At 29.8% G+C, this 15684-nt stretch carries 14 protein-coding genes; 11 read left to right on the plus strand and 3 right to left on the minus strand.

All coding sequences use genetic code 11. The annotated features are described in order from the left end of the window. Window positions 1–14: 14 nt before the first annotated feature. The 4 genes from ciaC to CQA76_RS02235 all read left to right on the plus strand — a co-directional run bounded on the left by ciaC (window position 15) and on the right by CQA76_RS02235 (window position 2832). Window positions 15–332, plus strand: a complete 318-nt coding sequence (gene ciaC / locus CQA76_RS02220; protein WP_137621824.1) for an invasion antigen CiaC — start codon at window positions 15–17, stop codon at window positions 330–332. 4 nt (window positions 333–336) lie between these two features. Then, complete coding sequence (locus tag CQA76_RS02225) at window positions 337–846, plus strand: hypothetical protein (RefSeq protein ID WP_137621825.1); 510 nt, start codon at window positions 337–339, stop codon at window positions 844–846. Window positions 847–910: 64 nt separating this feature from the next. After that, window positions 911–1933: a uroporphyrinogen decarboxylase gene (gene hemE / locus CQA76_RS02230; RefSeq protein ID WP_137621826.1), complete on the plus strand. Its 1023-nt coding sequence runs from the start codon at window positions 911–913 to the stop codon at window positions 1931–1933. Beyond that, window positions 1930–2832, plus strand: a complete 903-nt coding sequence (locus tag CQA76_RS02235; protein ID WP_137621827.1) for a radical SAM protein — start codon at window positions 1930–1932, stop codon at window positions 2830–2832. The genes hemE and CQA76_RS02235 overlap by 4 nt, the downstream gene beginning before the upstream one ends. A gap of 2 nt (window positions 2833–2834) precedes the next feature. Here CQA76_RS02235 and uvrC read toward each other — a convergent pair whose 3' ends face one another. Together uvrC and CQA76_RS02245 are read right to left on the minus strand one after the other, a co-directional pair. Next, a complete protein-coding gene (gene uvrC / locus CQA76_RS02240; RefSeq protein WP_137621828.1) occupies window positions 2835–4652 on the minus strand; it encodes an excinuclease ABC subunit UvrC in 1818 nt (605 codons plus the stop codon). Beyond that, window positions 4645–5121 carry a hypothetical protein gene (locus tag CQA76_RS02245; RefSeq protein WP_137621829.1) on the minus strand — a complete coding sequence of 159 codons (477 nt, stop codon included), beginning with the start codon at window positions 5119–5121 and terminating at the stop codon, window positions 4645–4647. The genes uvrC and CQA76_RS02245 overlap by 8 nt, the downstream gene beginning before the upstream one ends. A 139-nt stretch (window positions 5122–5260) precedes the next feature. Here CQA76_RS02245 and guaA point away from each other — a divergent pair, with 139 nt between their 5' ends. Then, window positions 5261–6796, plus strand: a complete 1536-nt coding sequence (gene guaA, locus CQA76_RS02250; RefSeq protein WP_137621830.1) for a glutamine-hydrolyzing GMP synthase — start codon at window positions 5261–5263, stop codon at window positions 6794–6796. Here the strand turns inward: guaA and CQA76_RS02255 are convergent, their stop codons facing one another. After that, window positions 6797–7354 (minus strand): class I SAM-dependent methyltransferase, encoded by a 558-nt coding sequence (locus tag CQA76_RS02255; RefSeq protein ID WP_137621831.1) that lies wholly within the window; start codon window positions 7352–7354, stop codon window positions 6797–6799. A gap of 167 nt (window positions 7355–7521) precedes the next feature. Between CQA76_RS02255 and CQA76_RS02260 the strand changes: the two genes are divergently transcribed. The 6 genes from CQA76_RS02260 (at window position 7522) to CQA76_RS02285 (ending at window position 15670) form a co-directional block, all read left to right on the plus strand. Further along, entirely contained in the window at window positions 7522–8982 is a 1461-nt protein-coding gene (locus CQA76_RS02260) for a coiled-coil domain-containing protein (protein ID WP_137621832.1), read from the plus strand. Window positions 8983–9213: 231 nt separating this feature from the next. Continuing rightward, the gene (gene purD / locus CQA76_RS02265; protein ID WP_137621833.1) at window positions 9214–10464 is read left to right on the plus strand and encodes a phosphoribosylamine--glycine ligase; all 1251 of its coding nucleotides are present in this window, start codon (window positions 9214–9216) and stop codon (window positions 10462–10464) included. Then, complete coding sequence (locus CQA76_RS02270; protein ID WP_137621834.1) at window positions 10461–10913, plus strand: RDD family protein; 453 nt, start codon at window positions 10461–10463, stop codon at window positions 10911–10913. Before purD ends, CQA76_RS02270 begins: the two co-directional genes overlap by 4 nt. Then, window positions 10903–12951: an LPS-assembly protein LptD gene (locus tag CQA76_RS02275; protein WP_137621835.1), complete on the plus strand. Its 2049-nt coding sequence runs from the start codon at window positions 10903–10905 to the stop codon at window positions 12949–12951. Before CQA76_RS02270 ends, CQA76_RS02275 begins: the two co-directional genes overlap by 11 nt. 68 nt (window positions 12952–13019) lie before the next feature. Continuing rightward, window positions 13020–15188 (plus strand): polyribonucleotide nucleotidyltransferase, encoded by a 2169-nt coding sequence (locus CQA76_RS02280; protein WP_137621836.1) that lies wholly within the window; start codon window positions 13020–13022, stop codon window positions 15186–15188. After that, window positions 15185–15670, plus strand: coding sequence for a DNA-deoxyinosine glycosylase (locus CQA76_RS02285; RefSeq protein ID WP_137621837.1), 486 nt, complete (start codon window positions 15185–15187; stop codon window positions 15668–15670). Before CQA76_RS02280 ends, CQA76_RS02285 begins: the two co-directional genes overlap by 4 nt. Window positions 15671–15684: the final 14 nt, after the last annotated feature.

Below are 15684 nucleotides of genomic sequence, written 5' to 3' on the forward strand. Positions count from 1 at the left end.
ACTAAGGAAATACAATGACTATAGAAAACAAAAAAACATCCGACTTTACTTTTAGTTCAACCACCAAAATTAAAGAAAAAACAAGTTCAGCAGACGAATTTCAAGCCAGTCTAAATGAAGTGAAAAATAAAGAAAAAAAAGAAGATAAAGAAAAAACAAGTTCTAATGAATTAAATAATAAAGATTTAGATCTTGGAGCCATCAGAGAAGATTTTAGATCTTATGCATGGCAAAAAATGAGAGAGGATCAATACAAAAAAAATGAGGAAACTTTACTCAATAAACTTTTTGCAACCATAGATGCAGGAAATGCTGTGAGTAAAAAGATTTAAAATTATGAAAATAAATTCAACAAATTATATAAACGAGAATTTCAATAATTCTCGTCAAAATTCTAAAACCACCGAACAAAATGAAAGTTCTTTATGGGACGTTTCGTTTAAAACTTTACTTAAAGAGGTGGAAGAATTTGTCGGTTCTAAAATGAAAAAATACAAAGAAGAGCTTGTCTTAAATAAAAAAACTGGAAAATATGAAAAGAAAAAGGTTTTAGATGAAGAAGCATACAAAAAACATTTAAGGCTAAAACTTGAAGAACAAACTAAAGAAAAAATAAGCACTCAAGTAAATGAAAAGATAAATCAAAAACTTAGTACCGAACTAGAAAAACAAGTCTCAATAAATAACAACCAAAATATCAAAACCAAAGAAAATATAAGCTACATGCAAATGCAAGCTCAAGAAAAATATTACGCAAACAATAATTCTATATTTAGCAAAAAACAAGAAGAAAATAATAAAAATTTATTCAATACTTTTTCAGCCCCTGCGGGATCTTCTGTATAAAGTAATTAGCGATTTAATTTTTCAATAATTTTTGTTATAATTTTACAAAAAATAAAGGAAAATTATGATTTTCATTGATGCTTGTTTAAAAAAACCAACGCCCTATACTCCTATTTGGATGATGCGTCAAGCTGGACGCTATTTACCTGAGTATATGCAAGTCCGTGAGCAAGCAGGAGATTTTCTTTCTTTATGCAAAGATTACAAAAAAGCATCTGAAGTGAGTTTGCAACCTGTAGAAATTTTAGGAGTGGATGCAGCGATTATTTTTTCAGATATTTTAGTCGTTCCTCTTGAAATGGGAATGAATTTGCATTTTGAAAAAGGAGAGGGACCTGTATTTGATGATCCAATTTCTAGCATAGAAGATTTAAAAAAACTAGATACTCAAAAAGCTCATCAAAAATTAAATTATGTTTATGATGCCTTAAAACTTACTCGAGAAAAACTTCCAAAAGATAAAGCACTTATAGGATTTTGCGGAAGTCCTTGGACTATAGCCACTTATATGATAGAAGGTGGCGGAAGCAAAAACTACGCAAAATGTAAAAAAATGCTTTATCAAAACCCAGAACTTTTGCATTTGATTTTATCAAATCTTACAGAAGTTTTAAAACTATATTTAGAAGAACAAATCAAAGCAGGAGCTAATGCTGTGCAAATTTTTGATAGCTGGGCAAGCGCTTTAGAATATAGTGAATTTTTTAATTTCTCTTTTAAATATATGCTTGAAATTTCTAATTTTATTAAAAATAAATATCCTAATATACCTGTCATTTTATTCCCCAAAGGAATCAGTGGCTATTTAGATAAAATCGATGGAAATTTTGATGTTTTTGGGGTTGATTGGAGCACTCCTTTAGAATTAGCACGAGATAAATTATCACACAAATATACTCTTCAAGGCAATATGGAACCTTGCAGATTATACAATAAAAACTCTATTAAAGAAAGTGTGGATCAAATTCTGCAAATTATGAAAAATAAAGCCCATATTTTCAATTTAGGACATGGAATTCTACCGGATATCCCTGTTGAAAATGCTAAATATTTTATCAAGCTCGTTCAAGAAAGCTCGGCTAAATGAAAGTTGTTTTCGGACCTGTAAGTTCTAGACGCTTTGGAAGATCTTTAGGAATTGATTTAAGCCCGAGTAAAAAACAGTGTAATTTTGATTGCGTCTATTGCGAACTTGAAGCTAAAAAAGTGCAAGAAAAACAAGATGAAATTATAGAAGTTGCACAAATCATTTCAGAAGTTCAAATGATTATTGATAAAGGTATTGAATTTGACTTTCTTACACTAACTGCTAATGGTGAACCAAGTCTTTATCCTCATTTAGATAAATTAATTAATTCTTTGCGTCAAATCGTTAAAAATAAAAAACTTCTTATTTTAAGCAACGGCACGGCCGTACTTGATTACAATAAATTTCAAAGTTTATTGAAACTTGATGTGGTTAAATTCAGCCTAGATAGCGCCATTTCTAAAACTTTTTATCGTATAGATAGAGCTTTAAAAAATATCAATTTAGAATTAATGATACAAAAAATGGCAGAATTTAAAACAAAATTTCAAGGCGATCTTGTGATGGAAATTTTAGTGGTTAAAGATCTAAATGACAATAAAGAAGAATTTATAGCCCTTAATAACGCTTTAGCCAAAATATCGCCAACAAGAATTGACCTAAGCACTATTGATCGACCTCCGGCTTATCCAGTCAAATCAATTGACGAAGAAAAACTTTATGAGCTTTCAAAATTAATCACCTGCGCGCCAGTTTTTTTAGCAAAAAGAAACTATAAAGAACAAAAACTTGATTTAAACAAAGAAGAATTGCTAAAATTTCTTCATTTAAGGGCGCAAAGTCAAATCGATATAGAACACACTTTTAATGAAAGTTCTAAAATTCTTTTGCAAGAATTAATCCAAAAAAATGAAGTAAAAATCATTGATCTTGCAGGTATCCAATTTTACAAAGCTTGATTTCATTTTATATCTTTTAATTTTTGTGCCGCCTTTTTACCTACAAGAGTGCAAAGTTCATCAAAATTTGCTTCATAGATGGATTCAAAATTCCCATAATAAGCTAAAAGTTTATGTATTACTCCTGTACTTAAACCCAATTTAACCAATTTGGAACTTTCTAAATCTTGTTTTTTCTTTGTTTTTTGATGAAAACTTATAGCAAAACGATGTGCTTCATCTCTTAATTTTTGCAAAAATTGCAATTTTTTATCATCCACACTCAAAGAAAACTCGCCACTAAAAGAATGAATTTTATCTTTAGCGCCTCCTTTAGCTCTATGCGCTTTTGCATCAATTTTTTCTTTAGAAATGGCTAAAATATCTATATTAGCACCACTACTTAAAACAATATCTTTTGCTAGTTCCAATAAAGCTTTTCCACCATCTATAAGCCATAAATCAGGCGGGGTATTGTTTTGAAAATCCAAAGCCCTACGCGTTAAAACTTCTCGCATCTGCTCATAATCATTTTTATATTCAAGATGAAATTTTCTATATGAATTTTTATCCCATGCTCCAAATTTATAAACCACCATGGCTCCGACATTTGCAATCCCTTGTAAATGAGAATTATCAAAAATTTCAATATGATTTGGAAAATTTTCAAGTTCAAAATACTCTTGAATCTCTTTTTGTATTTTAAAATTGCTATTTTTTTGTTCTTTTTCTATATTTAAAAGTGCATTTTCAAAAGCAAGATCACAAATTTTTCTTTTTTCTCCTATTTTTGGCATCTTGATACTGATTTTTTTCTCAAAGCGTTTGCTTAAAATTTCCTCTAAAAGCTCTCTATCATCAAATTCTTCATAAGTATAAATAGTATTAGCTATTAAAGGCGTATCGGTATTAAAATTCTCTAAAATAAGTTGTTTATAAATTTCATTTTTTTCAAAACTTAAAGCATTTTTTAAAAGGGTTGTTTTAGAATTTACACTGATAATCTTTCCATTTTGCACCACAAAACGAATCGTTGAAAGCATAGAATCTTTAAAAGCAACCGCAAAAATCTCAAAATCCTCCAATTTAGCAATATCAATTTGAATTTTTACCTCCAAATCTTTAATGGTAGCAATTTGATCTCTTACCTTAGCTGCTTCTTCATAATTTTCATTTTGAGCCAGACTAAGCATTTGTTTTTCTAAATTTTTAATTAAAATGCTAGGATTTAAAAGTGCATTAATGGCACTATCTAGGATTTTTTTATATTCTTCCTGAGTAACTCCATTATCACAAGGTGCTAAACAACGATGAATTTGATAAAAAATACAAGGATTTTTACAATTTGCTTTTTGTTTCAAAGGATAATACAAATAAAGAGCATTTAAAAGCTCTTTAGCTCCTTTAAAAAAAGGGCCAAAATATCTGATTTTGGTTTTTTTTATAAGTTTTCTTGTGCTTTGAAAACGTGGAAAATCTTCATTAAAATCAACATAGATATAAGGGTAAGTTTTATCATCTCTTAAAAGTATATTGTATTTTGGATGCAATTGCTTGATAAAAGAATTTTCCAAAATTAAAGCATCAGCTTCTGAATTGGTTGTGATAAATTCTAAATGCACCGCCTCTTCTATCATTTTTTGTATTCTTAAAGAATTTTTACTATTTGCACACAATTTAGGACGAAAAGTGAAATAACTCCTGACTCTATTTTTTAAATTCTTCGCCTTGCCCACATATAAAAGTTTTCCATTTTGATCAAAATACTGATAAACGCCTGCTTTTTGAGGTAAGGTTTGCAATTCTTTTTCTAAAATATTTTTAGATGATTTTTCAAGCATTTTTTATAATTTGCCTTAATTCTTCAAATTTATTTGCTAACACTTTATTTTCAAAAGTATTTTTAAACCGACCAAAACTTAACTCAATGTAAGGTTTTTTGCTTATGAAATTTTCATTCTTATTTTGGGCGTAGTTATATCTTTGCGTAAAAACTTTAATATCTTTAATATTTGAAAAACCGCTTAAAGGATATACTTGGGCGTATTTTTTTATGAGAATTTTAATATAAATTTTGCTATTATCATGGTTTAATTCTTGAAAGCCTGCAGGATGCGAAGTAATGATATTTAAAATATCATTTTTTATATAAATCCTAGCTATTAAACGTTGCTTTGTAGGTGGTAAAGAATTTAAAAAATCCTTACAAAAAAACAAAGTTTTTAAAGGTTTATAATGAGATTTACTCATCAAATCATTAACAATAGCACTAACATTTTTAATCATTTTTTGATTTTGAATTTTTATCATAAAATAATTTTATCATTTTTTTTCTTAATTTTTTTGTGCTCTTGTGGATATAAAGGCGATCCGCAATACACAACTTATGAACAAAATGGCTCAATAAAAAGCATTAAAAAATATGAACAACTCAATAGGTGGTGATATAATGAAAAAAGCAGATATTTTAGTTTTAGATTTTGGCTCTCAATACACACAATTAATCGCTAGAAGATTAAGAGAACAAGGGGTTTATGCGGAAATTTTACCCTTTAATGTAAGCTTAGCTGATATTAAGGCAAAAGAACCTAAAGGAATTATATTAAGTGGTGGTCCAGCAAGTGTTTATGCAAGAGATGCTTATTTTTGCGACAAAGGTGTTTTTGATTTAGGTTTGCCTATTCTTGGAATTTGTTATGGTATGCAACTTATGGCGCATCATTTTAGTGCTAGTGTTGCTCCAGCAGGACACAAAGAATATGGAAAAGCGACTATAGAAATTCAAAAAGATAGTGCATTGTTTAAAAATTTACCTAAAAAACAAACCGTATGGATGAGTCATTCTGATAAAGTAGAAAATTTACCTCAAGGCTTTGAAGTTTTAGCAACGAGTGAAAATAGTCCTTTTTGCGTCTTTGCTAATGAAGAAAAAAAATTCTTTGCTTTGCAATTTCACCCAGAAGTTCAGCACAGCGAATTTGGTAAAAATATTTTGAAAAATTTTGCCAAATACGCTTGTAATTGCGAAAGTGTTTGGAATATGGGCTCTTTTGCTAAAACTCAAACAGAAAAAATTCGCGAAGAAGTCGGAAGTGATAAAGTTTTATGTGCTGTAAGTGGTGGGGTTGATAGTAGTGTTGTGGCAGCGCTTTTATCAAGTGCGATTAAAAAACAAGTCATCGTTGTTTTTGTAGATAATGGCTTGTTACGTGCCAACGAACGCGAGCAGGTCGAATTTATGTTTAAAAACACACTAAAAACAGATCTTATAAGCATTGATGCGAGTGAAATTTTTCTAAGTCGTTTAGCCGGAGTGATCGATCCTGAACAAAAAAGAAAAATCATAGGAAATACCTTTATAGAAGTTTTTGAACAAGAAGCAAAAAAACATAGCGATGTTAAATATCTCGCTCAAGGCACTCTTTATACCGATATCATTGAAAGTTCAGTCATCGGCGCTAGTAAGACTATTAAAAGTCATCACAACGTCGGAGGCTTACCTGAAAAAATGAATTTAAAACTCATCGAGCCTTTAAAAGAAATTTTTAAAGACGAAGTGAGAGTCTTGGGTTTAGAACTAGGCTTAAGCAAAGAAGTTGTTTATCGTCATCCTTTTCCAGGACCTGGCCTTGCTATACGCATTATGGGTGAAGTGAATCGCCCTAGCTTGGAATTACTCAGACAAGCAGATGTTATTTTACTTGAAGAGTTAAAAAGTACTGGTTGGTATGATAAAACTTGGCAAGCATTTTGCGTACTCTTAAATGTAAAAAGTGTCGGCGTTATGGGAGATAATCGCACGTATGATAATACCATTTGCATACGTGTTGTGGATGCAAGCGATGGAATGACTGCAACTTTTTCACATCTACCTTATGAAATTTTAGAAAATATCAGCCGTCGCATCATCAATGAAGTAAAAGGAATCAATCGCGTAGTGTATGATATATCGAGCAAACCACCTGCAACAATAGAATGGGAGTGATTATTTCTTACAATAATACACTATAGCCGGTGGGATATTTTGCCAAACTATTTTTGAAATTTTTACCTCGCTAAAAAGTTCAAAAATTTTTAAACGAAAAGCTTTACTAGAAGGGCTTGGAAGTATATAAGCAAAGGTTGTAAAATATCCGCCTTTAGACAAATTTTTATGAATTACTGTTAAAAGTCTTTCTTGTTCGTTATTTTTAAGTAAAGCCCAAGGAATTCCAGAAACTATAATATCCACATTTGGCATAGCTCTTTGATGTAAAAAATGCTCTAGATTTTCAGCATTTCCAATTTGTAAATCTAAATTTTCATATTTTTTAGAAAGTTTCTGCGCCATTTGATCATTAATTTCTATCGCAAAAAACTTAGCATCCTTATGTTTTCTTTGAAGTATAGCTTCTGTAAATGCTCCTGTTCCTGGTCCTATTTCAACTATATTTTTAACACTTTCTAAGCCTATATTTTGAGTAATGGTTTTTCTTAGTTTTTTAGAACTAGGACACAAAGCCCCTACTTGTTTAGGATTTTTTAAATAATAATAAAAAAACACAGCATTTTTCCTCAATTTTAAAGATTTAATATCTTTATAAAAAATATAATTATAAAAATACTAAATGAAGTCAATGTGAATTTTAAAACTAAAAACTAAAAACTATTATTAAAATTTTATAAAAATAAAGTTAAAATTATTCTTTTAAAACATTTCAAGGATGAAATATGCACGGAAAAATAGCCATTTATATGGATTCTACTGGACGAGGAACCGTTACAAATTCGGCAAATACTTTTTTTGATTTTAATCGTCAAATTTGGAATGATAAAAAAAGTATGCCAACAGTTGGAATGCTTGTAGAATTTAGAACACTTTCTGTGGAAACAAAAAATGAAGATGGATCTCAGGCTCCTGTTAGTAAAACGATTACTGGTATAAGACCTTCTAAATTTCAAGAATTTAAAGAAGGTGATTTTATCACAGAAAATGATTTTTGGAAAACAGATAATGATGATGAATTAGAAGATTTGCAAAATTCTAGAAGAAGTGCTTATGTTGCAGAACTTTATAGAACTATAGACTTTGATTCTATTGAAAAAATACCTTTATCTCTTACTATTCCTCAGGCTATACAAAAATATTTTGCCCATGAAATTTTATCTGTAGAAACTTTACAATCGAATTTAGAAGATGAAAAAGATATTCCATGTGTTTTAGATTATGTTATCATTAAAAGATTTTTATTTAAAGCTTATGATACTCTAATTTTTATGGACAATAGTATTGATCAAACTCAATTTAATGCTTTAAAAAGTATTATGATGCACTTAGAAAATTCATACAAACAAATAGTTGCAGATCGCAAACCTAATATAACTAAAATTTTTAATGAAACTTTCTTATCTTTACAATGTCATTATCAAGCCCTTGTAGCGACTATAGATACGAGAAAAAATAGACTTGCCTCTCTTGAAGCACAAATGAAAACTTTACAATCTGAAATCAATCTTAAAGCTAATGCAGCTAATGTGGATCCGGAAAAAATCAAAGCTAAACAGGAAAAATTAGAAAAACTCCAAAAAGAAGCAGAAAACTATAAAACTACTCTTAAAAGACTTGGAGCCCTACAAGAGGATTTTTATAAAAAAAATTATAATATTTTCGAAAATGCCTTTAAACTTTCACGCGAGAAACTTTTTAAAAAAATTGTAACAGGGCTTAATTTATGTGCTACTATTATGGATACTAAAATTTGGCACCTATCTTTAAAATCTTCAGGCGTTAAAAATTCATACTTTACAATGAGTAATATAGAAAATTCCTTTTGTTCTCTTTCATTTGCAGAACATTATTTAAGCAGATTGAATAAATCTGCCTTAAATCCTTTTGATCAAAAGCTTTCCATTTATATTCAAAAAATTACCAAGGAACAAAGAAGGAAATTTTTAGTTGTGACCTCTGATCTTGATTTACTTTGCAAACTAAAAATTGAAAATTTTGCCCAAAATCCTTATTATCTTGTAAAATATGCCCCTAAAAAAGTTAATTATCAATCTTTAATGCGTGATAATACTTTCGATATAGTCTATATTGATGAAAAACATGTCTGGGAAAGTGTAGCAGATATAATCTTGCAAGGAAAACATTTTGATAAAACAGGAAAAACCAAATTTAAGCTTATCTAAAACATAGAATTTTAAGCTAAATAAGGCTATAATTACTTGCCTAGGCGGTACGTATTTTAAGTGATCCAACACATACTTTCTTACTGTGATGTGCAATTTACCGTGTCTGTGGCATCGTTTGAATTTCGAAAGAAATGAGAAGTTGCAGCCTTTAAAAATTGCCTAACGGTTTCCTTTGACTTTTTGGGGTCAACTTTTGCAAACGACTGCTTGGGTTTAAGAGGAGAATGAATGAAAATAATGATTTTAGGTAGCGGTGCTCGCGAATATTCTATCGCTTTAGCTTTGAAAAATACAAATGAAAATTTAAAATTCTATTTTTCGCCTGGAAATGGTGCTACTCAAAATCTTGGCACCAATATTGATCTTAAAGAACCTTTAGAATTAGCAAATTACGCAAAAGAAAATGAAATTGATCTTTGTATAGTAGGTAGTGAAAATTTTTTAGCTCAAGGCATTGTAGATATTTTTAAACAACACAATCTTGCTATATTTGGTCCTACTAAAGCAGCGGCTATGCTTGAAACTTCAAAATCTTTTATGAAAAATTTTCTTCAAAAATACCAAATTAAAACGGCTAAATTTTTAAATACAAATGATCTAGAAAAAGCCAAAGAGTTTATTTTAAATTTAATACCACCTATAGTTGTAAAAGCTGATGGATTATGTGCTGGAAAAGGTGTAATTATAGCACAAACTCATGAACAGGCTATAGAATCGGCTTCTAAAATGCTTAGCGGAGAAAGTTTTGGGGATGCAGGAAAATTTATAGTCATAGAAGAATTTTTAGATGGATTTGAACTTAGTGTTTTTGCAGTCTGTGATGGAGACGATTTCATTTTATTACCTGCAGCACAAGATCATAAAAAACTACTTGACAACGATCTAGGTCCAAACACAGGTGGGATGGGGGCTTATGCACCAAGTTCTTTGGCTAATGAAAACTTACTTGAAAAAATCAAAAAAGATATCATTATTCCTACTTTAGCTGGAATGAAAAAAGAAGGCAGCGAATTTAGTGGGGTTTTGTTTATAGGAATTATGGTTGTAGAGCAAGAACCTTATGTTTTAGAATTTAATGTAAGATTTGGAGATCCAGAATGTGAAGTTTTAATGCCTTTAATTGAAAATCCTTTAGATCTTATTTTAGCAGCTACCCAAAAACGCTTAAAAAACACAAAAATTGAGATAAAAAAAGAATATGCCGTAGGGGTTGTTTGTGCTAGTGAAAATTATCCATATAAAAACTCTAAAAAAACAGAAATTTCTATAAAAAATATTCCAGAAAATACACATATATCTTATGCCGGAGTTAGTCTAGACAATGGTAAATTAATGGCAGATGGAGGGCGTATTTTAGTTTGCGTTGGTATAGGTAAAGATATAAAAGAGGCACAAGCGAATGCTTATAAGCTTTGTGAAAATATAGAGTTTGCAGGCAAACAATTTAGAAAAGATATTGCACATCAGGTTATTCAATGAATGAAGATTTAATGACGCGTCTAGAGCGTGAAAATTTAAGTATTGCTAGTTTTGGGAAAAGAGTGTTGGCTTATTTTATAGATAATTTTATACTTTCTTTAATTGTCTGTGTGATTTTTTATGATCAATTGCTTCAATCAAAAAATTTACTAGAAACAACGCAAATATTAGGTAATTTTTACCTAGGGTTCATTTTACTTCATTTTACTTATCAAACAATTTTTACGTATTTATATGGCGCTAGTTTAGGAAAAATAGTATGCAAAATTATCATTCTAGATGAAAGTCTTTTAGATAAACCCAATTTAATGCAAAGTTGCATTAGATCAGCTATTAGGCAGTTAAGTGATATGGCATTTATGTTAGGTTTTGCCTGGGCATTAGGCAATGATTTACGTAAAACTTGGGAAGATTATTTGGCAAGGACGATAGTAGTTGATGTGGCGTAAACTCTTCCTATTGCTTTGCATAAATGTTTTTTTAAATGCAACTCAAGTTGATATTTATGCACTTAATGCGAAAAAGGAAGGGGATATTCTTACTGCAAATAATGACGTTGTTATATTTTCAGATTTTTATTTTATCACCGCCGATAAAGCCATCTATAATGAAAAAAGCGGAGATATAGAGCTTTTTGGTGATGTTAACATTTTAAGAGGACAAAATGAACGTTCTCATTCAAATTATGCAAAAATTAATCTCAATTTAAATGAAGCTAGTTTTAATAACTTTTTCTTTTCTAATAATAATCTAGAAGTATGGTTTCAGAGCAAAACAAGTTATTTAAATAATGAAATTTTTGAAAGTAAAATTTCTTCAGTTTCGAGTTGTAATGTTGAAGATCCGGATTGGGAAATTCGATTTTCTAAAGGTTGGCTTAATAGAAAAAACAATTTTGTTCATTTATATAATGCAAGATTATACGTAAAAGATTTTCCAATCTTTTATTTACCCTATTTTGGTTTTAGTGCGGACACGCATCGACAAAGTGGTCTTTTAATCCCTAAGATTGTTTTAAAAAGAGATGAAGGCTTATATTATGAACAACCTATTTACTTTGCAACAGATGAAAATTGGGATTTGCAATTAAATCCTCAAATTAGAACTGATAGAGGTTTTGGACTTTATTCTACTTTAAGATTTGTAGATTCACCCTATTCTATGGGTGAGCTTAATTTTGGTGGATTTAAGGACAATTCATCTTATTATCATAAAGAAAATCTAAAAAACCACACACATATAGGTGCTGAATTAAAATATGCTAGAGATGATTTAATTAAATCTTTACTTAATGATAATTTTCAAGAAGGCTTATGGATAGATGCAACTTATCTTAACGATATTGATTATTTTAATCTTAGTAGCAATAACTATCGTGATTTAAATTCCCTAGTCACTTCTAGAGTAAATTATTTTTTAGCTGATGAGAACAACTACTATGGTGCTTACGCAAAATATTATATTGATACCTCTAAATTAAATAATAATACAACCTTGCAAGAATATCCAAGTTTTCAATATCATCATTTTTTAAATAATTTATTTGATGAACGTTTGCATTATTCTTTTGATGCATCTTTTCATAATTTTTATCGCCCGGTAGGTCCTTATGCAAATCAAATTAATTTAGAATTGCCTATTTCATATCATAATGCTTTTTTTGGAGATTTATTGCATTTTACTTTTACAGAAAATTTATTTGCTTCCTTTATAAACTATACCAAAGTTCCAGAAAAAAAACACGAGCATTATTTTCAAAATACTCATAGCTTTAATTTTTATACAGATCTTTCTAAAAGATATGATAGTTTTTTTCATACTTTAAATTTCGGATTGGAATATTTACTACTTGGAGCAAAATCAGGTAATATTAGTGAAAATTATCTTGAAGAATCTACCCAAAAAGATGATCATATTAATTTTTATACTACACAATATTTTTATAATACTTCCGGGCAAAAAAAAATAAAGCATAAAATTAATCTTGAATATTTAAAAGAAAAAAATAATTTTGATGAGTTAAAAAATTTATTCACTTACTATTATAGTGAAAATATTGATTTTAATAGCGAAATCATTTATTCTTATATCCAACAACATTTTACAAATATAATCAACCAAATAGAATTCAATACAAATTCTAATTTCAATTGGAATTTTTCGCACGCCTATCAAAATAACGAATACGGTAAATATAATTTTATAGGCACACGTGCAAACTATATCGCAACACCAAATTATAATTTATTTGGAGGAATTTGGTTTGATACCCAAAGATCTCATGCAAATATGTGGGAATTAGGTTATACTTTTCAACGCAAATGTTGGAATTATTCTTTAATGTATAGAGAAAGAATTGACCCACAACTCACAAGCGCTGGGATCACTGCTAAAAATCAAAGCGGAGTTTATTTTGTATTTAATTTTTATCCACTAGGTGGAATTAAATATGATTTTTCACTAGCCGAGACTGAAAATAAAATTTAAAGGAAGGACATTTGTTTAATATTTTTAAAAATCTAACCCATTTATTATCTGGAAAAAAAGGACAAACTATGCAATACGAAATACAAATTAATAAAAATATAGAAATCTTTGATATCGACAAAGTGGCAAAACAAGCCTCAGGTGCTGTTTTAATGAGACAAGGAAAAAGCGTTATATTAGCGACGGTTACAAGAGAAGAGAAACCCGTTGAAGAAGACTTTTTGCCTTTAACTGTTCAATATATAGAAAAAGCTTACGCTGCAGGTAAAATTCCAGGAGGTTATGTTAAAAGAGAAACCAAACCAAGTGATGCTGAAACTTTAACGGCTAGAATTATAGATAGATCTTTACGTCCACTCTTTCCAAAAGGTTATGCTTATCCTACTCAAATTGTCGTTATGGTTCTTTCAGTAGATCCTCAAACAGATTTACAAGTAATGAGTTTAAACGCAGCTAGTGTAGCACTTTATTTAAGTGATATTCCTATAAAAGCTCCAGTTTGTGGAGTTCGTATCGGACGCATAGATGGTAACTTTATCTTAAATCCTACCAATGAAGAGCTTAAAAAAAGCACTTTGGATCTTTATGTTTCTGGAGTAAAAGATGAACTTTTAATGATAGAAATGAGAGCTTTACCAAGTGATGAATTTGCAATGATAGAAATCAAATTTCCAGATGATCAACCACCTATTCAAATCGTACCAGAAAATACTCAAGCTATGAATGAGCTAAACGAAGATGAAACTTTAGAAGCTCTAAGCTTAGCCCAAAAAGCCATCTTAGAAGGATCGAGTATCTACGAAAAAACTTTCACAAAACACAAAAAAAATAATCCTGTAGAATTAAAAAATGAAATTGAATATCCAGAAATTTTTACCTTTGTAGAAAATAACTTTTATAATGATATTAAACAAGCTATCAATCAAATGGCAAAAAGTGAGAGAGCTAGCGAATTAAATAAAATTGCTAAAGAAATTTTAAAACTAGAAATTGCTAAAGAATGGGATGAAGATAGCATACTCGATACTTTAAACAAGATTAAACGCAATATCATACGCTCTCAAATTCTAAATGAGGGAAAAAGAGCTGATGGCAGAGGTTTAAAAGAAGTAAGACCTATTAGCATAGAAACAAATATACTCCCTAACGCCCATGGATCTTGTCTTTTTACACGGGGTCAAACTCAAGCTTTAGTTGTAGCAACTTTAGGCGGGGATAATGACGCCCAAATGATAGATTTACTCAATGAAAAAAATCCTGTAAGCGAACGTTTTATGGTAAATTATAATTTTCCAGGTTTTTCAGTAGGCGAAGCTAGCCCTATTAAAGCACCAAGCAGAAGAGAATTAGGACATGGAAATTTAGGAAAAAGAGCTCTATATCCAAGTGTGCCACAAGATTATCCTTATGTTATCCGCTTAGTCAGTGAAATTTTAGAAAGTAATGGATCAAGTTCTATGGCAACAGTTTGTGGAGGCTCTTTAGCTTTACGTGCAGCCGGAGTTCCTAGCCTAGATCTGATTGCTGGAGTTGCAATGGGTTTGATTTTTGAAAATGATCAATTTGCAGTTTTAACCGATATTATGGGACTTGAAGATCACGATGGAGATATGGATTTTAAAGTTGCTGGAAGTAAAAAAGGTATCACCGCCTTGCAAATGGATATTAAACTCGGTGGGATCGATCAAGAAAAATTAAAAATTGCTCTTTATCAAGCCAAAGAAGGAAGACTCCATATTTTAGATATTATGGAAAAAGCAGCAAAAGAAATTATTGTCAATGAAGAAATATTACCAAAAATAGAATTGTTTAATATTGATCCATCTAAAATTGTAGATATTATAGGTCAAGGGGGTAAAACCATCAAAGAAATTATAGAGAAATTTAATGTATCTATCGATTTGGATCGTGATAAAGGTGAGGTTAAAATTTCAGGTTGTAATAATGAACAAATAATGGCTGCAAAAGATTATATCAAAAACATTACAAATTCACAAAAAAACCATAAAAAATTCTCAAAAGATAAAAATTTATCTGATTTTGAACTAGGACAAGAATTTGAAGGAGTAGTTAAAAAAATCACTCAATTTGGAGCCTTTGTGGAGCTTAAAAATAATATAGATGGTTTGATTCATCATTCCAAAATCAAACATTTAAATATCAAAGAACAAGATATCTTAAGAGTGAAAGTAAGTGAAATCAAGAATGGAAAAATCTCTGTGGACTTATGTGAATGAGTGAAATTCTCACTCATCCCTTAAACCCATTTTTTAATAAGGATTCCAAAATTCTAATTCTAGGTTCTTTTCCGTCGATTCAATCAAGAAAAGATGGATTTTACTATCAGCATCCAAGAAATCGATTTTGGCTTATTTTCGAAACCTTATTTTCTGTAAAACTATCCAACATAGAACAACAAAAAAACTTTTTAAAAGAAAAACAAATTGCCCTTTGGGATATACTTAAAAGTTGTAAAATAAAAAATTCAGATGATAAAACCATCAGCTATGCTAAAGCAAATGATTTAAGCATTATCTTTAATCATGCTAGAATAGAACACATCTTTACTACAGGAAAAAGTGCTCATCGTTTTTTTAAGAAATTTTATCCTAATTTAGATGCTATTGCTTTACCATCGACTTCTCCGGCAAATTTAAATTTTTCTTTCGATCAACTCTTATGTGAATATAGTAAAATTAAAAATTTTCTACACAATTAAAAAATTTTATTTTA

The sequence above is a fragment of the Campylobacter aviculae genome, assembly GCF_005406215.1.
Classification (GTDB): Bacteria; Campylobacterota; Campylobacteria; order Campylobacterales; family Campylobacteraceae; genus Campylobacter_D; species Campylobacter_D aviculae.